The organism is Oceanococcus atlanticus, assembly GCF_002088235.1.
GTDB lineage: Bacteria > Pseudomonadota > Gammaproteobacteria > Nevskiales > Oceanococcaceae > Oceanococcus > Oceanococcus atlanticus.
On the sequence record NZ_AQQV01000002.1, the window covers coordinates 353,270 to 374,724 of the forward strand.

At 62.5% G+C, this 21,455-nt stretch carries 23 protein-coding genes and 1 pseudogene; 7 read left to right on the forward strand and 17 right to left on the reverse strand.

The annotated features are described in order from the left end of the window. Nucleotides 1-2: 2 nt before the first annotated feature. Entirely contained in the window at nucleotides 3-1,667 is a 1,665-nt protein-coding gene (gene ettA, locus ATO7_RS08850; RefSeq protein WP_083561794.1) for an energy-dependent translational throttle protein EttA, read from the forward strand. A 77-nt stretch (nucleotides 1,668-1,744) separates the two neighbouring features. Here the strand turns inward: ettA and ATO7_RS08855 are convergent, their stop codons facing one another. Next, a complete protein-coding gene (locus ATO7_RS08855) occupies nucleotides 1,745-2,233 on the reverse strand; it encodes a dihydrofolate reductase (protein ID WP_083561314.1) in 489 nt (162 codons plus the stop codon). 128 nt (nucleotides 2,234-2,361) lie between these two features. Here ATO7_RS08855 and ATO7_RS08860 point away from each other — a divergent pair, with 128 nt between their 5' ends. From ATO7_RS08860 to ATO7_RS08870, 3 genes are read left to right on the forward strand one after another with little or no spacing between them, the layout of a single operon-like run. Then, complete coding sequence (locus ATO7_RS08860; RefSeq protein WP_206044854.1) at nucleotides 2,362-3,432, forward strand: PA0069 family radical SAM protein; 1,071 nt, start codon at nucleotides 2,362-2,364, stop codon at nucleotides 3,430-3,432. Further along, entirely contained in the window at nucleotides 3,429-4,289 is an 861-nt protein-coding gene (locus ATO7_RS08865; protein WP_083561315.1) for a PHP domain-containing protein, read from the forward strand. The genes ATO7_RS08860 and ATO7_RS08865 overlap by 4 nt, the downstream gene beginning before the upstream one ends. After that, nucleotides 4,286-4,624: an MGMT family protein gene (locus tag ATO7_RS08870; protein ID WP_083561316.1), complete on the forward strand. Its 339-nt coding sequence runs from the start codon at nucleotides 4,286-4,288 to the stop codon at nucleotides 4,622-4,624. Before ATO7_RS08865 ends, ATO7_RS08870 begins: the two co-directional genes overlap by 4 nt. A gap of 36 nt (nucleotides 4,625-4,660) precedes the next feature. Here the strand turns inward: ATO7_RS08870 and ATO7_RS08875 are convergent, their stop codons facing one another. The 6 genes and pseudogenes from ATO7_RS08875 to ATO7_RS08895 form a co-directional block, all read right to left on the reverse strand. Further along, nucleotides 4,661-5,773: an alpha/beta hydrolase gene (locus ATO7_RS08875; RefSeq protein WP_083561317.1), complete on the reverse strand. Its 1,113-nt coding sequence runs from the start codon at nucleotides 5,771-5,773 to the stop codon at nucleotides 4,661-4,663. Between the two features lie 115 nt (nucleotides 5,774-5,888). After that, on the reverse strand, nucleotides 5,889-8,315 hold the full coding sequence (locus tag ATO7_RS08880; RefSeq protein ID WP_146680244.1) for a CehA/McbA family metallohydrolase: 2,427 nt from the start codon (nucleotides 8,313-8,315) through the stop codon (nucleotides 5,889-5,891). 32 nt (nucleotides 8,316-8,347) lie between these two features. Continuing rightward, a complete protein-coding gene (locus tag ATO7_RS08885) occupies nucleotides 8,348-9,505 on the reverse strand; it encodes an alpha/beta fold hydrolase (protein WP_083561319.1) in 1,158 nt (385 codons plus the stop codon). Further along, on the reverse strand, nucleotides 9,495-9,884 hold the full coding sequence (locus ATO7_RS17255; protein WP_407938465.1) for a WS/DGAT domain-containing protein: 390 nt from the start codon (nucleotides 9,882-9,884) through the stop codon (nucleotides 9,495-9,497). The genes ATO7_RS08885 and ATO7_RS17255 overlap by 11 nt, the downstream gene beginning before the upstream one ends. 186 nt (nucleotides 9,885-10,070) lie before the next feature. Continuing rightward, nucleotides 10,071-10,826 (reverse strand): annotated as a pseudogene (locus ATO7_RS17260) (wax ester/triacylglycerol synthase domain-containing protein); the annotation flags it as partial. Nucleotides 10,827-10,931: 105 nt separating this feature from the next. After that, nucleotides 10,932-11,624, reverse strand: coding sequence for a type 1 glutamine amidotransferase (locus ATO7_RS08895; RefSeq protein WP_083561321.1), 693 nt, complete (start codon nucleotides 11,622-11,624; stop codon nucleotides 10,932-10,934). A 154-nt stretch (nucleotides 11,625-11,778) separates the two neighbouring features. Here ATO7_RS08895 and trxA point away from each other — a divergent pair, with 154 nt between their 5' ends. From trxA to ATO7_RS08910, 3 genes are read left to right on the forward strand one after another with little or no spacing between them, the layout of a single operon-like run. Continuing rightward, on the forward strand, nucleotides 11,779-12,204 hold the full coding sequence (trxA, locus tag ATO7_RS08900) for a thioredoxin (RefSeq protein WP_083561322.1): 426 nt from the start codon (nucleotides 11,779-11,781) through the stop codon (nucleotides 12,202-12,204). 38 nt (nucleotides 12,205-12,242) lie between these two features. Then, the gene (locus tag ATO7_RS08905) at nucleotides 12,243-12,563 is read left to right on the forward strand and encodes an ArsR/SmtB family transcription factor (protein WP_083561323.1); all 321 of its coding nucleotides are present in this window, start codon (nucleotides 12,243-12,245) and stop codon (nucleotides 12,561-12,563) included. After that, nucleotides 12,560-13,450 carry a cation diffusion facilitator family transporter gene (locus ATO7_RS08910; RefSeq protein WP_158523128.1) on the forward strand — a complete coding sequence of 297 codons (891 nt, stop codon included), beginning with the start codon at nucleotides 12,560-12,562 and terminating at the stop codon, nucleotides 13,448-13,450. The genes ATO7_RS08905 and ATO7_RS08910 overlap by 4 nt, the downstream gene beginning before the upstream one ends. A 46-nt stretch (nucleotides 13,451-13,496) precedes the next feature. Here the strand turns inward: ATO7_RS08910 and ATO7_RS08915 are convergent, their stop codons facing one another. Genes ATO7_RS08915 through ccoN form a run of 10 tightly spaced genes read right to left on the reverse strand, consistent with a single transcriptional unit; the run spans nucleotide 13,497 to nucleotide 21,416 of the window. After that, nucleotides 13,497-14,159 carry a sulfite exporter TauE/SafE family protein gene (locus ATO7_RS08915; RefSeq protein WP_083561324.1) on the reverse strand — a complete coding sequence of 221 codons (663 nt, stop codon included), beginning with the start codon at nucleotides 14,157-14,159 and terminating at the stop codon, nucleotides 13,497-13,499. Next, nucleotides 14,156-14,290, reverse strand: coding sequence for a cbb3-type cytochrome oxidase assembly protein CcoS (ccoS, locus tag ATO7_RS08920; RefSeq protein WP_083561325.1), 135 nt, complete (start codon nucleotides 14,288-14,290; stop codon nucleotides 14,156-14,158). Before ccoS ends, ATO7_RS08915 begins: the two co-directional genes overlap by 4 nt. Then, a complete protein-coding gene (locus tag ATO7_RS08925) occupies nucleotides 14,287-16,509 on the reverse strand; it encodes a heavy metal translocating P-type ATPase (protein ID WP_083561326.1) in 2,223 nt (740 codons plus the stop codon). Before ATO7_RS08925 ends, ccoS begins: the two co-directional genes overlap by 4 nt. After that, nucleotides 16,506-16,676, reverse strand: a complete 171-nt coding sequence (locus tag ATO7_RS16960) for a hypothetical protein (protein ID WP_158523129.1) — start codon at nucleotides 16,674-16,676, stop codon at nucleotides 16,506-16,508. The genes ATO7_RS08925 and ATO7_RS16960 overlap by 4 nt, the downstream gene beginning before the upstream one ends. Further along, a complete protein-coding gene (ccoG, locus tag ATO7_RS08930) occupies nucleotides 16,673-18,043 on the reverse strand; it encodes a cytochrome c oxidase accessory protein CcoG (protein ID WP_083561327.1) in 1,371 nt (456 codons plus the stop codon). The genes ATO7_RS16960 and ccoG overlap by 4 nt, the downstream gene beginning before the upstream one ends. Further along, nucleotides 18,040-18,336 (reverse strand): hypothetical protein, encoded by a 297-nt coding sequence (locus tag ATO7_RS08935; protein ID WP_083561328.1) that lies wholly within the window; start codon nucleotides 18,334-18,336, stop codon nucleotides 18,040-18,042. Before ATO7_RS08935 ends, ccoG begins: the two co-directional genes overlap by 4 nt. Beyond that, a complete protein-coding gene (gene ccoP / locus ATO7_RS08940) occupies nucleotides 18,333-19,244 on the reverse strand; it encodes a cytochrome-c oxidase, cbb3-type subunit III (protein ID WP_206044855.1) in 912 nt (303 codons plus the stop codon). The genes ATO7_RS08935 and ccoP overlap by 4 nt, the downstream gene beginning before the upstream one ends. Further along, the gene (locus tag ATO7_RS08945) at nucleotides 19,241-19,366 is read right to left on the reverse strand and encodes a cbb3-type cytochrome oxidase subunit 3 (RefSeq protein WP_240499451.1); all 126 of its coding nucleotides are present in this window, start codon (nucleotides 19,364-19,366) and stop codon (nucleotides 19,241-19,243) included. Before ATO7_RS08945 ends, ccoP begins: the two co-directional genes overlap by 4 nt. Nucleotides 19,367-19,380: 14 nt before the next feature. After that, nucleotides 19,381-19,989: a cytochrome-c oxidase, cbb3-type subunit II gene (ccoO, locus tag ATO7_RS08950; protein ID WP_083561330.1), complete on the reverse strand. Its 609-nt coding sequence runs from the start codon at nucleotides 19,987-19,989 to the stop codon at nucleotides 19,381-19,383. After that, the gene (ccoN, locus tag ATO7_RS08955; RefSeq protein WP_083561331.1) at nucleotides 19,986-21,416 is read right to left on the reverse strand and encodes a cytochrome-c oxidase, cbb3-type subunit I; all 1,431 of its coding nucleotides are present in this window, start codon (nucleotides 21,414-21,416) and stop codon (nucleotides 19,986-19,988) included. The genes ccoO and ccoN overlap by 4 nt, the downstream gene beginning before the upstream one ends. Between the last annotated feature and the right edge of the window lie 39 nt (nucleotides 21,417-21,455).

Below are 21,455 nucleotides of genomic sequence, written 5' to 3' on the forward strand. Positions count from 1 at the left end.
CTATGAGCCAATACGTCTACAGCATGAACAAGGTGGGCAAGATCGTCCCGCCGAAGAAGCAGATTCTGCGCGACATCTCCCTGTATTTTCTGCCCGGCGCCAAGATCGGCGTGCTCGGCTACAACGGGGCGGGTAAATCCACCCTGCTGCGCATCATGGCCGGGGTGGACACCGAGATCGTGGGTGAAGCGCGCCCGCAGCCGGGTCTGAACATCGGCTATCTGCCGCAGGAGCCGCAGCTGGATCCGGACAAGGATGTACGCGGCAACGTCGAAGAAGGTGTCGCCAGCATCAAGAGCCTGCTGACCCGCTTTGACGAGGTCAGCAACGCCATGGCTGATCCGGACGCTGATTTCGAAGCACTGATGGCCGAGCAAGGCGAACTGCAGGACAAGATCGAAGCGGTTGACGGCTGGGAACTGGACCGCAAGCTGGATCAGGCTGCGCATGCACTCAACCTGCCGCCCTGGGATGCCGACGTCACCAAACTGTCAGGCGGTGAACGCCGCCGCGTCGCCTTGTGCCGCCTGCTGCTGTCCGAACCCGACATGCTGCTGCTGGACGAGCCGACCAACCATCTGGACGCCAACTCGGTGGCCTGGCTGGAATCCTTCCTGTGCGACTTCAAGGGCACCGTAGTGGCGGTGACCCATGATCGTTACTTCCTCGACAACGCGGCCAACTGGATTCTGGAACTGGACCGCGGCCACGGCATTCCGTGGGAAGGCAATTACTCCTCCTGGCTGGAACAGAAGGAAAAGCGCCTGGCTCAGGAAGAGAAAACCGAAGCGGCACGGCAAAAAGCCATGGCCGAAGAGCTGGAGTGGGTACGGGCCAACCCCAAGGGCCGCCAGTCCAAGAGCAAGGCGCGTCTCAAGGCTTTCGAGGAAATGCAATCGCAGGAATTCCAGCGCCGCTCGGAAACCCGCGAGATCTACATTCCGCCGGGCCCGCGTCTGGGCGAACTGGTCTACGAACTCGACAACGTCAGCAAGAGCTACGGCGATCGTGTGCTGTACAAGGATGTCAGCTTCAAGGTGCCGCGTGGCGCCATCGTCGGCATCATCGGCCACAACGGCGCGGGCAAGACCACCATGTTCCGCATGCTGACCGGTCAGGAACAGCCGGATGCCGGCGAAATCCGCATCGGCGATACGGTTGAAGCCGCGTACGTTGATCAGAGCCGCGATGACCTGTCCGGTGACAAGACCGTGTGGGAGGAAATCTCCGACGGTCAGGACATCATCAAGGTGGGCAACTACGAGGTGCAGTCACGCGCCTACTGTGGCCGCTTCAACTTCAAAGGGTCTGACCAGCAAAAACGCGTGGGCGAGCTGTCCGGTGGTGAGCGCAATCGCGTGCACCTGGCCAAACTGCTGCGCTCTGGCGGCAACGTGCTGCTGCTTGACGAACCGACCAACGATCTCGACGTGGAAACCCTGCGCGCGCTGGAAGAAGCCCTGCTCGCCTACCCCGGCTGCGTCATGGTGATCTCGCATGATCGCTGGTTCCTCGACCGTATCGCCACGCACATCCTGGCCGTGGAAGACGATGGCAGCGTGATCTTCCACGAAGGCAACTACCAGGATTACGCCGACGATCATCTCAAGCGCAAAGGCAAGGAAGCCGGCGCCGACGAGAAGGTTCGCCACCGCAAACTCAGCTGAATGTGATCGCGAGCGGGCCGCCCTGGGCGGCCCGGGCCCGAGCAGGCTCAGGGCAGCGGCTGGCGCCGTCCGAGGCGTCAGCCGTCAGCGCGGATCAGGCGCTGGAAGGTCATAGCGTAGGCGTGGCGCTCGTCCGCCGGGTGGTCATGCGACTCAGCGACCGTCCAGGCGGACCAGTCGGTCTGCGGAAAGTGGGTGTCCCCCGCCACCTCCGCGTGCACCAGGGTGCGCCAGATTTGCTGCGCACGCGGCATCGTCTCGCTGTAGATCTGCCCGCCGCCAATCACCATCACCTCGGGCTGATCGGCCACCAGCGCCAGAGCTGCCTCCAGGCTGTTGACGACCTCGGCGCCCGGCGCCTCGAAATCGGCCTGCCGGGTGATCACGATATTGCGGCGCCCCGGCAGCGGCCGACCGACTTCGGCCCAGGTGCGACGCCCCATGATCACCGGCTTGCCCAGGGTCACGGCCTTGAAATGCTTGAGGTCATCGGGCAGGTGCCAGGGCAGATCACCATCCTTGCCGATGATGCCGTTATCCGCCATGGCGACGACGAGAGTGATCATGCACAGGTCCTTGCAGAGCGCGACGCGAGGCCGCCGTGGAATGGCCCGGCATGGTGCCCGCCCGTCGCCAGCGGATCAAGCCTGCCAACGGGATGTTGGTGCGCTGTTGCGCGTACTACACTGCGCGGGTGAATCCGCCTGTCGACAAAACCCGCGGCGCTGTCAGCCGCCCGGCCGGTCGCTTCGCGCAGACCACGCGCGAGGCGCTCGATGACGGCTGGCCGCAAGATGATGATGCGCCGGCGCCACTGGCCACCCAGCTGTTTGTCGACCACGCGCGCAGCATCATCAGCAGCAACACCTCACCGGATGTGCCGTTTTCCCGCTCAATCAACCCGATACAGGGCTGCGAGCACGGCTGCGTGTATTGCTACGCGCGGCCTGATCACGCTTATCGCGATCTGTCCCCGGGCCTGGATTTCGAAACCCAGCTGTTCCACAAACCTGAAGCTGCAGCGCTGCTGCGCGCGGCCTTCGACAAGCCCGGCTATCAGCCGCAGACCATCGTCGTTGGCGGCAGTACCGACGCGTACCAGCCGGTCGAGCGCCAGCTCGGCCTGACCCGTCAGCTGTTGCAGGTGTTTCTCGACTACCGCCATCCGGTCGGGCTGATCACCAAAGGTGGCGGCGTGCTGCGCGATCTCGACCTGCTGACGCAGCTGGCGCAGCTGGACCTGGTCAAGGTGATGGTCAGTGTCACCACGCTGGACAACAGCCTCAAGCGACGCATGGAGCCGCGCACCGCAAGCCCAGGCATGCGCCTGCGCATGATCCGCGAGTTGAGTGCTGCCGGGGTGCCCACCGGCGTGCTCATGGCGCCCATTATTCCGTTCATCAACGATGCCGAGATCGAGGCGGTGGTGGCGGCTGTGGCCGATGCCGGGGCCAGCGAAGTGGGTTACGTGATGCTGCGTCTGCCCTATGAACTGCACCCGATGTTCGAAGACTGGCTGGCCACCCACTACCCGGCGCGCCATGAACGCGTGATGAATCGGATCCGCGACATGCGCGGCGGCAAAGCCTACGATAGTGACTTCGCCCAGCGCATGAGCGGTCGCGGCCCCTACGCCGAACTGATTCGCCAACGCTTCGATCTGGCCCGGCGCCGCGCCGGTCTGTCGGCCCGCCAGAACGCAGCCCGGCGCACCGATCTGTTTCGCGTCCCCGGGCGCCCGCACCAGCAAGGCTTCGACTTTTGATCAGCACTCCCAGCCAGCACGCGCAGATCGACCTGCACTGCCACTCCACCGCTTCCGACGGGTTTCTCCCGCCGGCCGAGCTGGTCGCGCACGCTGCCGCCCACAACATCGCTCTGCTGGCCTTGACCGATCACGACACCGTGGCCGGCCTGAGCGCCGCACGGGACGCTGCGCAGCGACTCGGCATGGGCTTCATCAACGGCGTGGAGATCTCGGTCAGCTGGGAGAACAAAACCCTGCATGTGGTCGGTCTCGACATCGATCCGCACAACCCCACCCTCACCAGCTTGCTCGACGATATCCAGCAGCGCCGTCTGAGCCGCGCCGAGCGCATGGCCGAGCGACTCGACAAGCTCGGCGCCGACAACAGCCTCGCCGCAGCCCGCACGCTGGCCGGCGACGGCCAGCTGACACGTACGCACTTTGCCCGCGTGGTAGTCGCCCAGGGCCTGGCCGACGATCTCAAACAGGCCTTCAAAAAGTATCTCGGTGCCGGTAAACCCGCCGCCGTGCGCATCAGCTGGCCGCCGTTGAGTGAGGCCATCGAGGCCATCCATGCCAGCGGCGGGCTTGCCGTGCTGGCCCATCCGCTGCGCTACAAGCTCAGCGGCGCCTGGCGTCAGCGCATGCTGGATGCCTTTCAGGCCTGTGGCGGCGATGCGGTGGAAGTCAGCGCCGGGGCCTCGCAGAACGCTCAGGATCTGGCCCTGATCACCCGTGAGGTGGCCAACCGCGAGCTGCTCGGCTCGATTGGTTCGGACTTTCACGCGCACGAACAGCGCTGGATTCGCTACGGCAAACTGGCCCCGATTTCGACCCGCATCACCCCGGTGTGGCACCACTTCAACAGCGCATGAACGCAAACTATCAGCGCATCTGGAACACCGTGCTGGCGATTCCGGCGGGCAAGGTGTCCAGCTATGGGCGCATCGCCGATCTGGCCGGCCTGCCCGGCCGCGCACGCCTGGTCGGAAAAGCGCTGGGCTACGCCCCGGACGCACTCGAAGTGCCCTGGCATCGGGTGTTGCGCTCATCCGGTCAGCTGGCCTTTGAAGCCGCTTCAAAAACCGCGATCCGCCAGGCGCGCCTGCTGCACGCCGAGGGTGTGGTTGTGCGTAACAACCGGGTGGATCTGAAAATCTACGGCTGGAGCCCGGATATCAGCGAGATGCTGTTCGGGCTCGACTACTGAACACCTGGATCGGGCGTGGCGAGCAGGCCCAGGTGCCTAGAAACCGCAACCGCTGCGCAAATCGGCGCAGTCATAGCTGGCCATGTCGGTGAGATACAGCGCTGACAGGTAGCTGCTGCTATACAACTGCTGCGGCCCCATGCCCTCAACGTACGGCGTGGTCAGTTTACTGATCGCGCTGACGCGGCCACGCAGATGCAGGTCAAACCAGGCGCGAGTGAAGTACTGATAAACCCGCAACGACGACAGCGCCGGGGGCTCAATACGCGGATCATCACGCAGAGAATATGACCAACTGCCATGGTCAGCGCCGGCAAAGACCACCTGCATACTTTCCAGCCCGTGACTGCGCCAGACATTGAAGGCGGTCTTCTTGTCTTCCTCGGTAAAGTCCATGCCGATGCCGCTTTCGTAGCTGTCGGAGGCCTGCCCCATAGCCGGAACACGCGGCTGCACGGCCACAGCGGGCGCCCCAAAACGATCATTTCCGCGCGCATAGGACCCCGCATCACCGCGTGCATCCGAAGCCAGGTTGTCCCACGCCACGATCGCCGCCAGCCCGCCTATTTCGCTTTGCAGGACACTGCTCACACGGGCCGAAAGACTGTGTCCGGCCAAGCCCAGGTTGCGCGCATCAATGCGCCAGGCCACCGGGTTGTCGCGCCCCACCAGATAAGACAGACCGAGCGACAGCGCCTCGACATATTCATCGTAGTCTTCGGCATTTTCTGGTGCGGAATTTACGAACCCCCGCGGATTCACGGTCAGCGCCACATAGCCGTAGGACGCCAGCTCCTGCGCCGCCCAGTGGTAACGCTCCTGGATATCCAGCGTGGCCTTGTCGCTGAGCGGCCAGGCCCCGGGGCCAATCACCACCGCAGGCAAAGCAGCTTCCTCGGGACGCAAATCACCCGGCAAGAACAACGTGGCGTAGAGACTTTCATCTCCGCCGGGCAAAGGCATGCTGACAGCGCAGGACTGCCATCCGCGCCCACCCCAGGCCCGACCGGTTTCAGATTCCTGCGTCGCCGAAAAGCCGAATTTACGGCAATCCACGGCGGTATCGCGCACGGCCCCATCCCTGGAGCCCCCATCACACGCGCTGGTCAGCACAACGGCCATCAGCACGGCAAATCGAAACAACGTCATTACAAAACTCGGTAGACAAGGACGCAAACGTGCGCCGGTTTACGCAAGGTTCAGGCCAACTGCTATCGCTGCCAGCGCGACCAACCCGGGCTCGCTGTGGCCGTCATCGCTCAACTCACAACGGCAGTTCGATGCGATATATGACCTGGGTTACATCACGCTGCGCACGCTTGGCATCGCGCGTGCTGGCGAAAACCAACTGATCCGCAGACAGCGCCGGCCAAGTGTTGTTCCCGGGGGCCGGCAGCAAATGCCCGTCACCCCAGACGCCCGCATGCAAGGTGGCGGTCATGATCTTCCAGCGCCAATCGCTGGCGCGGTTGTCGTACCAAGCCATACGCACCAGACTGCCCTGCGCACCCAAGCGCGGGTACTGGCTCATCATCTGTGCATCTTCGGCCACACTTTGTGGCGGCTGCCAGCTGACCCCTTTGTCATCCGACCAGGTGCTGTATATGGCGGTGTTGACTCCGGCTGGGCGCATCTCTTTGCTGTCCCATGCCACAACCAGGCGACCATCGTCATTGAACACCACATCAGCATGCCGGTCAGCCCGCTCTGGCACGCCCAGATTGTGCAACGCTGACCACTGCCCGTCCTGACCCAGCGCGATCATCACATCCCAGTTATCGAACTCGGTGGATTCATCCTCGCCGGTGCCCAACTGGCTGGTCCAGTTCGGGTCCGGATCATTGCGATTGTCATGAAACACCACTGCAAGCTGGCCATCCGGAGCCACAGCCAGACGCGGCCAGATCGAGGCCGGGTAACGTGCGCTGCGGGTATCAACCAGATTGGCCGGATTGGTCTGTTTGCCCGCCGCGCTCAGATTCACCGGCTCCACATCCCGGGCCAGCGCCTGCACCATCACGTCAAAAGCACGCCCAGCAGCAATTTCCTGCCAGACAATGACGGGCGAACCATCGTCCAGTACAGCGACGTCTGGCATTTCCGCCCGACCATCCAGAGCACGCACCACAATTTCGGGGGCCCAGCTCAGCCCGCCGTTGGCGCTATGCCGAGCATAGATCGCGGGACGTCGCGGCGCTTGCGATGCACGTTCATCCTGCCACACGGCCCAAACATCCTGGCCACGGGCAGCCACCCGCACAAAGCGCGCCGACGCACTCAAGGGCGCCAGTTCGATCGGCTCGGCTGCACCGTTGGCATCGATACGCCGATACATCACGCCAGTCTTTCCAGGCATGTGCCGTTCGGCCACCACATGGGTCACACCATCGCTGACCGCAACATCGGGAAAACCGGCAAACTGCCCGGCTTGCCCCAGGACCCGCTGCGCGCCATCGTCACGCGTCAGCATCGGCGGCAAGGCCTCAGCCGGCTCAGGTTCGGCCAGATGAGGGCCAATGAAAATAGGCGAACTGATGGCGCGGCGCTCATCCACAATCAGTTGATCCAGATGCAAACGGCTGGGATCGCCAAACGCATCCAGATCAATGGAGTGCGGCGCGCCCACCCCTCGGACTTCCACGTAGTACCAAGCCGGCTGATCCGGCGCGCTGAGCTCGAGTTCGAACTCCTGATTGGGGGCCGTCACGGTAAAGGTCTGTATCGGCCCTTCAACCCGGCCGCCTGGGGAGGCGTATACGTGCACGCGGGTCAACAAGGGCAGTGCCCGCGCCAAACGAATACGCAGAACACCCGGCGTGCCCGCAGGCACTTGCAGTTCATCACCGGCCATGGCTTCGAACAGGCCATCGGCGTTGAAGTCCGCATCCAGAAAAACATAGGGCGCGCGCCGCTCACCGGCGGTTGTGGTAGTGCGCCCGGCACGCATGGCCTGAATCACGCCGCGCGCTGAGGCGTTGGGCGCAAACGCGCGTGTGCTCGGCACACCCGGGCCGGTCAGCGCCCACAATTCACGGAAATGACTGTCCGATGATGCCGTGATGCCGAAGCGAAAACCGTCATTCCACTGAGCTTCGGCGTATTCCATTGAACGCTCAATGCCTGAATAACTGTTCCAACCCTCGACCAGATCCGCGCCCACGGCGTTCGCGTTTTCGTTACGCGTCAGGTCGTCGTTGAGGTGACCATCATCCGGATGATTGTGTTGCCAGGCAGCCCCCTGACTGTGCGCATCCCAGATCGAGGTCTGCAGCCTGGACCAGCTTGGCCGACCCTCTGGCACGCTGCCCTGAACAATCGTATCGACGGCCCCCAGCGGATTGGCATGCGGGCTGCCGTTGGCCTCTTCACCAGTGATCAGGATCAGGCGGGACGATTCCCACAACGGATCGTAGTGCTGAACAAAGGTCCGATGATCTGTGATCGGCAACCAATCCAGACCGTTGAGCTCGCCCTGCCCGATCTGATCGGCGACCGAAACATTGCCGGGACCGCGTTGATCAAGCCCCTGGCGCAGAGCCGAACCGTCAGACGAGTGGTCGGTGTGCACATGGGTGTCGCCGGCCAGCCACAGCCCTTCGGGCTCGGCGGGTACGGGTGTCGCGTCGGCGTCTGAGGCCGAAGCAGACGGCTGGCCACGGCCTCCCTGGCAGGCGACCAGCAAAGCACTCACAGCGAGGCTGCAAAACAGCCTGGGCAGGCGATTCATCGGGAGCGCACGGCCAGCCATTCCGCCGACTGTGCCCATACCGCATTGATCGCCTTGCTGCCCAGAATCACACCCATGTGTCCGCCCGGTGCAACGCGGAAGTCTTTGTCCTGCGAGGCCACGATTTCAGTGATCTTGGAGGCTATCGCCGCCGGCACCAGCTTGTCGGTTTCCCCGGCGAACACCAGCATGTTCTGCTCCAGGGCGCTCAAGTCCGCCTCGCGCTCACCAACCTCGATTTTGCCGGAGGCCATTTGATTGTCCAAAGCCATTTTTACCGTCATATCCTGAATAACCCCGCCGGGGTATATCAGCATGTTGTTAAGGTAATCTGACGTGGTGCTGTGCGACTCGACAAATTCGCGGTCCCACAAGCGTGTCACCAGGTCCCAGTAGGTGGTGATACTGCCGATGGGGTCGGTCATCTTGAAGGCCAGCGTGGTCGCCCAGGACGGCGAATGCAGCATGGCGGGGTTGAGCATCTGCAAGCGAAAACGGGTGTAGCGCCGAATCAGCTTGGCAGGTGCATTGAGTGCTTGTGCGGCGCCGGCCACGATGCCGCCCCCGCGCATGTCGATGGGGCTGGCCACGGTGACCAGATTGCGCACATCCTTGTCCTGATTCAGGCCCAGGTACAACAGACACAGCAACCCGCCCATACACCAGCCCATCAGGGACAGCTCCTGCTCGCCAGAATGCTGCCGGATGGCACGCAGGGCATGGCTCATCATGTGATCGGCGTAGTCGGTCATATTGAGGCCGGCATGCTCGCGCTTGGGCCGCCCCCAATCCACCATATAAACATTGAAACCACGCGCCGCCATATAACGCACCAAAGAACGCTGCGGCATCAGATCAAAGGTTTCTGTGGTCACCCCCAGCGGTGGCACCAAAACCAGCGGAACGCGCTTGGCCGGTCGTTGGATGGGCATGCGCGTGCCATCACTCAGCTCGATCTCATCATCATCCGGCAGGCCGTAGTAGCGCACTGACATCGGATCGCCATCAAGCACAAGCTCAAACCAGGTGCGCCCTGATTTGACCAGGCTTTCGCGCTTGAACAGCCAATCGGTGCCGTTGACCAGCGTGGCCGCCGCGCGTTGGTTGAAGGCCAGGGTTTGATCCAGGCCAAGTTTCAGCAGCTTATTTTTCATCGATCATGGCCTCCAACTCATCCAGTGACAGCCCCATGTACACCGCCATGCGCTGCAAATGCGGCAGCAGATCACGGGCACCACACAGCCCGACATGCCAGCTGTCGGCATAACGCATGAGGGCAATATTCAAAGCCCCGCCCTGCAGCAACATGGGCATGGGGAAGACCGCATCCAGCTCAGCACCGTTGTAGAACAATGGCGTTGGACTCAAGCTCAGGCTGGAAATGCCCAGATTGAACAACGGTGTCATGCGGTGATCAACGCCAGCCAGCTGACGCACCAGATAGGGCATGACATCCAGCGTACCCTCGGCGCGGGCATCCGAGGCGGACAGCACACTGAATTGCTGGCGCGCGATACGCAATGCACGACGGATGCTGTCGAGGCGTTTGCGCCGGTCCGCATGCTGGGTTGCCAGCGGCAGGAACAACGGGCTGACCAACCCATCACGGCGCGACCGATCCGCAACCAATGCCACCAGCGGATCTCCTGGCAATGCGTTGTACTCCCGGAAAAAGCGTCGCAAGGCACTGGCGATCAGGTAATACAGCACATCCTCAACCGAAGATGCCAACGCGGTGGCCACGGTCTCCAGGCGACTGATGGCATATTGCTGGGTGGCGAAACGACGCGCCCCGGTGAGCTGATTGTTAAGCGCCGAGCGCGGCACCCGCTTGACCCCAGACCAGGTCAGCGCGGGGGAAAAACCGGAACGCAACTGCTGACGCCCGGCACGCATGAGCGCAGGCCAATCCGACAGCACACCTTCGCGCGGTGCCGAACTGATCGGCGCTTTACGCGCCCATAAGGGCGGCAACTCACGCTGACTGCGGTCGGCAGAGAACAACCCGCGCAAGGTTTCCATGGCCGCAAAACCATCAAACATCACCGGGTGCAACTTGATGTACAACGCAAAACGATTGCCATGCACCCCTTCAATCAGATGCACTTCCCAGGGCGGCTTGCGCAAGTCGATCGGGTGACTGTGCAGGCGTGAGACCAACTCACCCATCTGACGCTCGCCGCCCGGCGCCGGCAACGCGGAGTGGCGAAAGTGATAGTCCAGATCGAAGTGCGTATCTTGTTCCCAGCGCCGTCCGAACAAGCCCGTGCGCCCGAGGCGCAGATTCCAGGGCGCCTCAACACCCACATGCTCTCGCCAGCGTGAGGCCAGCTTGTGGACATAATCAGCTTTGGCCCCACGCGGCCGTTTGAAGTAGAGCAAAGCACCCATGTGCATCGGGGTGGCCTGGCTTTCCAGAACCAGCCACGCCGCGTGCACTGGATTCACACGCATGTTGTTGTGAGCTTCCCGCATTGTTTGTCGCTGTATCGTGAATGGACGCGCCGACCGCAGCCGGACGACCGATTATGGTAGCCCAAACCGCGCCAAAAACCCGTCATCCGGGTGTCGCACGCCGGTTTAGATAAAATCGCCCAGCCAGCCCGAGATCAAGCCTTGCAGCTGTTCGCGGCTCGCTTCAATGCGGCCCGGAGTGAGGGCTCGAATCACGGCCGGTGTTTGCATGAACGGCCCATCGCCGATCTCATCGCGGCAGTGCTCGATAATCGCCTCGATGGCCGGCGGCCCCATTTCCAGATGGAACTGCAGGCCAACCACCCGCTCGCCAATGCAGAACGCCTGATTTTCGCAGATCGCACTGCGCGCCAGGCGGCGGGCGCCAGCGGGCAGATCGAAGGTTTCACCGTGCCAGTGGAGTACGCTGATCTGGGCAGGAAAACGGTACGCGCCGGGACCGGGCTCAAGACCTTCGATTGCGAACCAGCCGATCTCACGCTCCCGCCCGGGATAGACACGTGCGCCCAGCGCGCTGGCAATCAGCTGGGCGCCCAGACAAATGCCCAGCACCGGCATCCCGTGGCGGATCGCCCGTCGCACAACATCCTTCTCTTCAATCAGCCATGGGTGCTCAACCTCGTCATTCACACTCATCGGCCCGCCCATGATGATGAGGGCATCAAAGGTCTCAAGCGCTGGCGCTGAATCACCCGCATACCAGCGGGTTGTCCGCAGCAAGGCGCCGCGCTGCCCCAGCAGCGGTGCAATCTCGCCTGCCCCTTCGAAGGCCACATGCTGAAATATCTGAACGCGCATCGCATCTCCTTGTGGCTGGCAGCGTAGGACTGCCCAACTGCCCACGCAAGCACGGAAAGGTCATGCCCCACCGCTTCAGCGCATAAAATTAGTTGATTCGAATATAACCATCCCCATATGCGAATCTGACCGTAACCCTCGACGAGATTTGCCGATGATTCGCCCATGCCCGCATTGCGCCGCCAAAAACCGCATCCCCGCCACACACCTGGCTGACCGGGGGCGCTGCGGGGCCTGCAAGCAGACACTGCCGCCGCTGGCCGAACCCATGGATGTCGATGCAAGCCGCTTCAACGAGATCATCAGCGCAGCCAAGGTGCCGATTCTGGTCGATTTCTGGGCACCCTGGTGTGGCCCGTGCAAGATGGCTGCACCTGAATTGGCCAAAGCGGCACAAGCCATGGCTGGCAAAGCGCTGGTGATCAAGGTCAACACCGAACAGGAGCCGGCCCTGGCCAGCCAGTTTGGGGTGCGCAGCATTCCCTACTTTGCGGTGTTTCGCGACGGCCAGTTGCAGGCCGATCAAGCGGGTCTGATCGGTGCCGCACAACTGCAGCAACTCGCGCTGAACGTGAACTGAGCGCTAAGCTGCGCCTACCGTTTCACCGAACATCCACCATGCCCGCTCACCCTGCCCCGATCAATCCGGCCGAAATGGCCGAGCATGCCGACGCCGCCGCCGGCCTGCTCAAAGCCCTGGCCAACCCCAACCGCCTGATGGTGCTCTGCCTGCTGGCGGATGGCGAGCTCTCCGTCGGCCAGTTGAATGAGCAAGTCCCGCTGACCCAATCCGCGCTGTCTCAACATCTCGCGGTGCTGCGGCGCGATGGCCTGGTGCAAACCCGCCGCGACGCTCAGACGGTGTACTACTCAGCACAGCCAGGACCTGCAGCCGAAATCATCGCGGTGCTTCACCGCACCTATTGCGGGCACGCGTGAGCGCAAGCTCGCCGCAACAGCGCGCGATTCGCATCGCCGCAACGTTTGCGTTCGGCTTGGCCATACTCAAGGGGCTGGCCTTCCTGCAAAGCGGGTCGGTGGCTTTGCTCGCCAGTCTGGTTGACTCCCTGCTTGATGGCCTGGCGTCAGTGGTCAACCTGATCGCAATTCGCTACGCCATGGCCCCGCCAGACAACGAGCACCGCTTCGGCCACGGCAAAGCAGAGCCACTGGCAGCCCTTGCCCAGACGGCCTTCATCACCGGCTCGGGGGTGTTTGTTCTGCTTGAGGCAGCGCGCCGCTATACCCTGGACGAACCCAGCACGACGCAACCGGCGCTGGGTATCGCGGTCATGCTGGTTGCCATCATCGGCACGGCCCTATTGGTGCTCTACCAGCGCCATGTGGCCAAAAAAACCGGTTCGTTGGTGGTCGAGGCCGATGCCCTGCATTACCTCAGCGACATGCTCGGCAATTTGGCCGTGCTGGCCGCCTTGATTCTGGCCAGCCAGCCCACGCTGTGGTGGGTTGATCCCCTGGCCGCCATCGTGGTCGCCGGTTACGTTTTGCACAGCGCCTACAGCGTAGGCCGCAAAGCGCTGGGACAGCTCATGGACCATGAACTGAGCGAGGCCTTACGTGACGACATTCTGCACGCCGCACAGCAAGAACCGGGCGTACTTGGTGTACATGACCTGAAAACCCGAGCCGCAGGGCCCTATCGCTTCGTCCAGCTGCACCTTGAACTTGATGCTCAACAATCCCTGGAATCCGCCCACACTATCAGCGATAAGGTTGCCCAGCGTGTTCGCGAGGTCTGCCCGGATGCCCAGATCATCGTGCACCAGGACCCGGTTGACCCGGCAGGCTATCCGTCGCAGCGCTGACACCAACCGGTGTGCTCTGCATTGAAACCGGGGGCAGGACGTCGATTCAGCCCGGTGGTAGACAAAATGCACCCGGGACAAACTCGGCCAAACCACCGCTAAACACCAGCAGCGCACCGGCCAGACACACCCCCAGGGCCCGCCAGCGCTGGCTATTCTGACGCGGTAACCAGCGCATCAGCGCCCAGTGCTGACCGAGCAATAGCGGCATGGTACCTAGCCCAAACACCAGCATCAGCATCCCGCCCTGCCAGGCCGTACCGCTGATTGCAGATAGCAACAGCATGGCGTAAAGCGTTGGGCATGGTGTTGCCGCCCAGGCCAGCCCCTGTACATACCAATGCCTGTGGACCACAGCTGTGCCCTGCATCGGACAGCGCCGCTGATGGCGCTGCGGATGCATCAGCAACCACACGCCAAAGGCCAGCAGCAGCACACCCGCTGCACCGCGCAAGGCTTGCGCCGACGCCCCGGATGGCAGCTGGCGCAGCAGCAGTGTCCCGACGCCGCCGGCCAAAGCGCCAAGCACGATGTATCCGCTCAATCGCCCGGCATGCAGCCACAAAGCGGCTAGGTCACCGCTGCGTGCATTGGCACTTGTGCTGGGCAAGCTGTTCGGCCCCAGGCACATCAAGGCGCAATGCAGGCTGGCGCCAAGCCCCATCAGCCAGGCCGCCGGCAAGCTCAGTACCAGCAAGCCGCCGTTCATTCGTCCGGCATGCGCTGCTGCTGACGATCCAGATCGTCGAACTGGCCCTTGCGAATGGCCACGATGAAAACGCCGGCGGCCAGACTTACCAAGCCAATCGACAACGGAATCAGCAAATACAAACTGGTCATGCTGCAACCCTCTTCAATGTGGCCTGCGGGGCACTGCTGACGTCAGCCGAGCGCAACAAACGCATAGCGTTGAGTGTCACCAGCAACGAACTTGCCCCCATGCCCAGCGCCGCCATCCACGGCGTAATCACACCACTGAAAGCCAATGGCAGCATGGTCAGGTTATAGGCCGCAGCCCACAACAAATTTTGCGTCACGATGCGGCGTGCCTTGCGCGCCACGCCGATCAGGGTGGTCAGGCTGCCCAGATCCTCATTCATCAGGATGGCATCACCATGGGCCTGAGCCAGCGCCGCGCCTGATGCGATACCCACCGACACATCTGCACCGGCCAACAAGGGCCCATCGTTGACCCCGTCACCGATCGCCAGCACTCGCTGACCTTTGCTTTGAAGGGCCTGCAAATAGTTCAGTTTGCTCTGCGGTGTCATTGCACTGTGCACCTGATCAATGCCGACAAAACCGGCCACAGCTGCTGCCGCCTTGGGCCGGTCACCGCTGAGCAAGTGCACGCTTAAGCCGTCCTGATGCCACTGCCGCACCGCGTCACGAACACCCGCGCGAAGCTGTTCGGTCAAAGCGATATGGGCGACAACCTGATCTTCCCTGCGCAGGGCGAACCAGCGCATGAACGCTTCGGTGTGGTCCTGCCCTGCGGCCTGAGGTTCTTCGGCACGCAAGGACCAGCGCTGGCCAGCAATCTCACCACTGATACCGCGCCCCGGCTCGATCTCCACCTGGTGAGCCTCAAGGCCAGCATCTTCAAATGCTCGAAACGCGCGAGCGATGGGATGATCCAGACCGGCTTCCAGTGCTGCAGCCATCGACAAGGCCTGAAACTCACTGATGTCGGCCAGGGTGCACGTGCGCTGCACGCGCATCTCGCGTGTGGTCAGCGTGCCCGTCTTGTCGATGCACACACTGTCGATCGTAGCGAGCTTGATCAAGGCATCGGCACGAACCATGAGCAGCCCCTGACGTGACAAACGCGTCATCGCCGAGGCCAAGGCCATCGGGGTGGCCAAAGACAATGCACACGGACACGTCACCACCAGCACCGCCAACGCGGCTTCAAAACCGCGCTCCGCATCTGGCCACCACCACAGCAACGCCACAGCAGCCAACAGCATGACGGCGGCAACAAAGCGCCCGGCAATACGGTCCGCCCAAATCTGCACTTGCGGTCGAGCCGCGAGAGCACGGTGGACCAGGCGACCGATCTGCGACAAGGTGGTGGCCGCGCCAGCACGCTCAACCCGGATACGCACTGGATGCAGACCGCAGTTGACGCTGCCGCCACAAACGGCATCGCCAGGTTGACGCGGTTGCGGCACCGCCTCACCGGTAAGCAGCGACTCGTCGAACTCTGCCGCGCGTTCCAGCAAAACGCCGTCAGCCGCCACGGACGCCCCCGGCGCGACAAGAATCACATCGCCCTCAAGCAGACTCGCGGTGCTGACGTCGTTCACACCGTGCTCATCCACCCGCCGCGCGCTCAGTGGCTGAGTTGCCGCCAACCGACGCAATCGGTCCGCAGCCTGAGCCCGGCCTTTTTGTTCCCAGAAGCGGGCCAGCGACAACAGCAGCACAAACATGGCAACCGAATCAAAGTAAACATGGCCGGTGTCCATCAGCGTGTTGTAAACGCTGGATATGTAGGCCCCGCTCAGCGCCAGGGCCACAGGGGTATCCATGGTTGGCGCACGCGCCAGCAGGCTGCGCCAGCCATCACGCAGAAACGGCCAGCCGGCATACAAAGCGACCGGTGTGGCAAGCAACCACTGGGCATAACGCAGAAATGGGCGCATGGCAGCGTCGACCTCACCCAGATACTCACCGCTGGCCAGCATCATCACCTGCATGCCAAACAGCAAGGCCACGCCGATGCGTGCCAGCGCGCTGCGCCGCTCTTCCCGTACGCGCCTGTAGTCCTGATCATCGGCCACCACCACTGGGGTAAAGCCGGCCTGCTCGGTACTTTGCAGAATCGCTGACAGCGGGGTCTTTTGGTGGTCCCAGATGAGCTCGCAACTGCCGGATGGCACGTCGGGCCGCGCATCGAAAACACCTTCAGGCAAAGCTTTGTGGAGCCTTTTGACACAAGCGCCGCAGCGCAGCCCCTCGACCCGCAACAGCATTTCCCGCTTGCCGTCCTTACGTCGCGTGCTGATCTGTTCGAGCAACTCGGGGCTGTCGTAGAGGCGCCAGTCCGTGCTCACGAGCTCTGCTCCAGCGTCTGCCCGAAACGATCAAGCCGCTGATCTGTGTTGGTAAAACCATGGCTGCTGGCAATGATCACAGTGATCACGCCTGCAACCACGGTCAGTGCGGGAATACCCACAACCAGCAACAGTTCAAGACTCCATATCGATGCTTTCTTGCTCATGGCATCCCCACTACAAAACGTGCGTCTTCACTCCGAGTCACCGGCTTTTCATCGCGGCTGGTGATGTCAAACTGAATGCCCAGCGTGGGCGCCTCGCCCAGACGCTCGGGCAAGCGAGCTGAGATCACCAGTGCCTGGGTTTGACCGGCAGCAATAGTGAGCGTCTCACTGCTTAACAGCAGTGGTTGGCCAGTCTCGGTGACCGCACGAATATCGACCTCGCGCAGTTGCCCGCTCTTGTTGGTGACTTTGAGCGTGTAGATGTTCTCGATGCTGCCGTCCGCCAGGGTGCGCGCCAGAGAGTGACGATCACGCAGCACATCCAGCTCCAGCGGTGAACGGGTGAGCAGAACCGTGGCAAACATCACCAGCGCGGCGCACCACACCACGGCGTAACCGATCATGCGCGGGCGCAGAATATGGAAGCGGCCTTCGGTGTCGCGTCGGGTGCTGGTGTAGCGCACCAGTCCACGTGGCTTGCCGACCTTGTCCATGACCGCGTTACAGGCATCCACACAGGCTGCGCAGGCAATGCACTCGTACTGCAGGCCATTGCGAATATCGATGCCGGTGGGGCACACCTGCACGCACATTGTGCAATCGATGCAATCGCCGGCGGGCTGATCTTTGGCCGCCGATTTTCGCGGCTCACCGCGGGTTTCGTCGTAGGCGATGATCAGCGTGTCCTTGTCGAACATCACGCTCTGAAAACGCGCATAGGGGCACATATAACGGCACACCTGCTCACGCAGGAAGCCCGCATTGCCCCACGTGGCCACGGCGTAGAACACGCTCCAGAACAGCGCCCAGCCACCCAGTTCAAAGGCGACCAGATCGGTAAACAGGGTCTGAATCGGCACGAAAAAGCCGACAAAGGTGATCCCGGTCCAGGCGGCGAACACAAGCCACAGGGCATGCTTGGCAAGCTTCTTACGCAGCTTGGTGGCATTCCACGGCGTGCGATCCAGCTTCTGGCGCTGCAGGCGATCGCCTTCGACCCAGCGCTCCATCCACATGAAGGCCTCGGTCCACACGGTTTGCGGGCAGGCATAGCCACACCACAATCGCCCGGCCAGCGTGGTGAACAGGAACAGGGTCAGCGCCGCGATCAGCAGCAAGGCGGTGAGCAGAAACAGATCCTGCGGGACCAGGGTCAGACCGAACACATGGAAACGGCGCGCCGGCAGATCAAACAGGACCAGCGGCTGGCCCTGCCAGCTCAGCCAAGGCAGCAAGTAGAACAGGCCAAGCAGCGCGAGCACGGCCAGCACCCGCAGCCGTGCATAACGCCCACGCACGCCGCGTGCATAGATTTTGTCCGCCGACTGATAAAACGAAACCGGCGCTTCGTGAACCGGCTGGTTCATGCGTCCACCTCGTCATCGGCGCGGATCTGTGCCTGCGGCTCGCTGGCCAGCGACAAGGCCATCACCCCGGTCACCGCCGAAATCAGCCAGCCCACCGCAAAGACCATACCCAGCAGGGCAAAATCGGGTGCATCTGCCGAGGCCTGCAAGGCATCCCAGCCCATCAGCAAGGCCAGCAGCAGCAACACCGCACCAAGAAATCCGGCCCACAGCACGATGGCCAGGCGCCGCCACAGCGGCGGCCAATTGGGCCGCCGCCGCAACTGAGTCTGCCGGCTGCTGGTCGTGCTCATTGATCAGCCTGCCCGGAGAGGCGATACACGTAGGCCGCCAGCAGACGGATCTCGGTTTCGCTGAGGCGCTGTTTGTGCGCCGGCATGGCGCCCTGGCGCCCGAACATCACGGTTTGGCGAATCTGCTCGGTGCTGCCGCCGTGCAGCCAGATGTCATCGCTCAGATTGGGCGCACCCAGCAGCGGATTGCCGCGCGCATCCTGACCATGGCAGGCAGCGCAGGTGACCTTGAACTTCTGTTCGGCGGCGGCGCGACGTGCCTGCGGCAGCGGCGGCTCTTTCCAGTTGCTGACCAAGGCAATCAAATCATCTGCCACGGCCGGATCCAGGGTGGCCAGAAACGGCGGCATCACGCCCTGACGACCATTGGCAATCGAGGCCACGATCTGCGCCGGCTCATGTCCGTACAGCCAGTCCTTGTCGGCCAGATTGGGAAAGCCCAGCGCACCCTGCCCGGAAGGCCCGTGACAGCCCGCGCAGTTGTCGGCGAACAGACGTGATGCGGCTTGCACGGCATCCAGATCACCGGCCAGCTCGACCACATCGCGGCCGTCGAAGGTGGCGTAGAAAGCGTCGCGCTGTGCCTGGACCGTGGCCAGACGCTGATCATGTTGGCCGCTCTGGCTCCAGCCCAACGTCCCGGCGAAATTGCCCAGACCGGGAAAGAACACCAGATAGCCCAGGGCGAAGACCACGGTGATCACGAACAGGTTCAGCCACCAGCGCGGCATCGGGTTGTTGAGTTCCTTGAGGTCCTCATCCCACACATGATTCTTTTCCGCGCCCTCGGCTTCCTCGCCAACCCGCGGACGTGCCGTCCACCAGATCAGCCACAGGCAACCGATGATGTTGACCACCACCAGCACCGATATGAAGGCGGTCCAGGCCGGTCCCAGCATTTCGTTCATTGATGTTCTCCGCAGTCATCATCCAGCGGCAGGCGTGCGGCCTGGCGAAAATCGTTGTGCCGGTCGCGGCTGTAGGCCCAGACCACAACGCCGATAAAGGCGGCGAACGCCGCCGCAGTCATCAATCCACTCAACATCAGGAACCCTCCCCGGCCGCAGCCTTGAGGCTTTGCAGAAATGCGATCAGTGCATCCATCTTGGATTTGCCACGCACCGCCTGCGGCGCATCGGCCAGATCCTCATCGCTGTACGGCACGCCAACCCGGCGCAGCGCCGTCATCATGGCGACCACTTCCTGTTCATCGACACGCTCGGCCGCCAGCCACGGGTAGCCCGGCATGTTCGACTCCGGCACCACATCGCGCGGGGCCATCAGGTGCAGGCGATGCCACTCATCCGAATAGCGCCCGCCAACCCGGGCCAGATCCGGCCCCGTGCGTTTGGAACCCCACTGGAACGGGTGGTCCCATACCGACTCACCGGCGGTCGAATACTTGCCGTAACGCAGGGTTTCCTCGTGCAGGGTGCGCACCATCTGCGAGTGGCAGTTGTAGCAGCCCTCACGCACATAGACATCGCGCCCGGCAACCTCCAGCGGGGTGCGCGGGGTCATCCCCGGCTCCGGCTGAATACCCGATCCGGCCGCCATCAGCGGCAGGATTTCCACGATGCCGCCGATGCTGATGACCAGTATCACCAGCACCGCCATCAGGCCTACATTTTTCTCTACGCGTTCGTGACTCATGCTGCACCCTCCGCGGTGTTGACGGTGGTCATGGCGGCGCGCTCTGGCTCCACCGTTTTCCACACATTCCAGGCCATCACGAACATGCCTGAGAGGAACACCAGCCCGCCCAGCAAGCGCATGAAGTAGAAGGGATAGGTGGCCTGCAGGCTTTCGATGAAGCTGTAGGTCAAAGTGCCGTCCTCATTCACCGCACGCCACATCAAGCCCTGCATCACACCGGCGATCCACATCGCGGTGATGTACAGCACGGTGCCGATGGTCGAGAGCCAGAAATGCACGTTGATGGCCGGCACCGAATGCATTTCGGTCTTGCCGTAGAGGCGCGGGATCAACACATACAGCGAGCCGATGGTCATCATCGCCACCCAGCCCAGCGCACCGGAGTGAACATGGCCGATGGTCCAGTCGGTGTAGTGCGAGAGCGCGTTAACCGTCTTGATCGACATCATCGGCCCTTCGAAGGTGCTCATGCCGTAGAACGACAGCGACACGATCATGAACTTGATGATCGGATCCTCACGCAGCTTGTGCCAGGCTCCCGACAAGGTCATCACCCCGTTGATCATGCCGCCCCAGCTTGGTGCCAGCAGGACCAGCGAAAACACCATGCCCAGAGACTGAACCCAATCGGGCAACGCGGTGTAGTGCAGATGATGCGGACCGGCCCACATGTAGATCGAGATCAGGGCCCAGAAATGCACCACCGAAAGGCGGTAGGAGTAGATCGGGCGACCGGCCTGCTTGGGCACGAAGTAATACATCATGCCGAGGAAGCCGGCGGTGAGGAAAAAGCCCACCGCGTTGTGCCCGTACCACCACTGCACCATGGCATCGACAGTGCCCGAGTAGGCCGAGTAGCTCTTGGTCAAAGTGAACGGAATCGCCGCGCTGTTGACGATATGCAGCACCGCTACAGTCAGGATGAAGGCGCCGTAAAACCAGTTGGCCACATAGATATGACGCTGCTTGCGCTGGGCAATGGTGCCGAAAAAGACCACCGCGTAAGCCACCCACACGGCGGCGATGAGCAGATCAATCGGCCATTCCAGTTCGGCATATTCCTTGGACTGGGTGATGCCCAGCGGCAAGGTGATGGCCGCCGCCACAATCACCGCCTGCCAACCCCAGAAGGTGAAGCTGGCCAGTCGCGGAAGAAACAACGGCGCCTTGCAGGTGCGTTGAACCACCCAGTAACTGGTGGCGAACAAAGCACAACCACCGAAAGCGAAGATCACCGCATTGGTGTGCAGCGGGCGTAGGCGCGAATAGGTCAGCCAGGGCAGATCGAAGTTGAGTTGCGGCCACATCAGCTGGGCCGCAATCAGCACGCCGACTGTCATGCCCACGATGCCCCACAACACGGTGGCCAGCGCGAACTGGCGCACCACCGTGTCGTTGTAACTGGGGAGGGTTGGAGAGGTCATTGCAGCATCCGGAACGGGTACGGCAGCCATTATTCAAGC

Bases quoted from the DNA above. Each gene is read 5' to 3' on its own strand.
- ATO7_RS08870 (WP_083561316.1), top strand. From the start codon at position 4,286: ATGAACGCAAACTATCAGCGCATCTGGAACACCGTGCTGGCGATTCCG.
- trxA (WP_083561322.1), top strand. From the start codon at position 11,779: ATGATTCGCCCATGCCCGCATTGCGCCGCCAAAAACCGCATCCCCGCC.
- ccoN (WP_083561331.1), bottom strand. From the start codon at position 21,416: ATGACCTCTCCAACCCTCCCCAGTTACAACGACACGGTGGTGCGCCAG.
- ccoP (WP_206044855.1), bottom strand. From the start codon at position 19,244: ATGAACGAAATGCTGGGACCGGCCTGGACCGCCTTCATATCGGTGCTG.
- ccoO (WP_083561330.1), bottom strand. From the start codon at position 19,989: ATGAGTCACGAACGCGTAGAGAAAAATGTAGGCCTGATGGCGGTGCTG.
- ccoG (WP_083561327.1), bottom strand. From the start codon at position 18,043: ATGAACCAGCCGGTTCACGAAGCGCCGGTTTCGTTTTATCAGTCGGCG.
- ATO7_RS08885 (WP_083561319.1), bottom strand. From the start codon at position 9,505: ATGAAAAATAAGCTGCTGAAACTTGGCCTGGATCAAACCCTGGCCTTC.
- ATO7_RS08855 (WP_083561314.1), bottom strand. From the start codon at position 2,233: ATGATCACTCTCGTCGTCGCCATGGCGGATAACGGCATCATCGGCAAG.
- ATO7_RS08945 (WP_240499451.1), bottom strand. From the start codon at position 19,366: ATGACTGCGGCGGCGTTCGCCGCCTTTATCGGCGTTGTGGTCTGGGCC.
- ATO7_RS08875 (WP_083561317.1), bottom strand. From the start codon at position 5,773: ATGACGTTGTTTCGATTTGCCGTGCTGATGGCCGTTGTGCTGACCAGC.
- ettA (WP_083561794.1), top strand. From the start codon at position 3: ATGAGCCAATACGTCTACAGCATGAACAAGGTGGGCAAGATCGTCCCG.
- ATO7_RS08935 (WP_083561328.1), bottom strand. From the start codon at position 18,336: ATGAGCACGACCAGCAGCCGGCAGACTCAGTTGCGGCGGCGGCCCAAT.
- ATO7_RS16960 (WP_158523129.1), bottom strand. From the start codon at position 16,676: ATGAGCAAGAAAGCATCGATATGGAGTCTTGAACTGTTGCTGGTTGTG.
- ccoS (WP_083561325.1), bottom strand. From the start codon at position 14,290: ATGACCAGTTTGTATTTGCTGATTCCGTTGTCGATTGGCTTGGTAAGT.
- ATO7_RS08905 (WP_083561323.1), top strand. From the start codon at position 12,243: ATGCCCGCTCACCCTGCCCCGATCAATCCGGCCGAAATGGCCGAGCAT.
- ATO7_RS08915 (WP_083561324.1), bottom strand. From the start codon at position 14,159: ATGAACGGCGGCTTGCTGGTACTGAGCTTGCCGGCGGCCTGGCTGATG.
- ATO7_RS08895 (WP_083561321.1), bottom strand. From the start codon at position 11,624: ATGCGCGTTCAGATATTTCAGCATGTGGCCTTCGAAGGGGCAGGCGAG.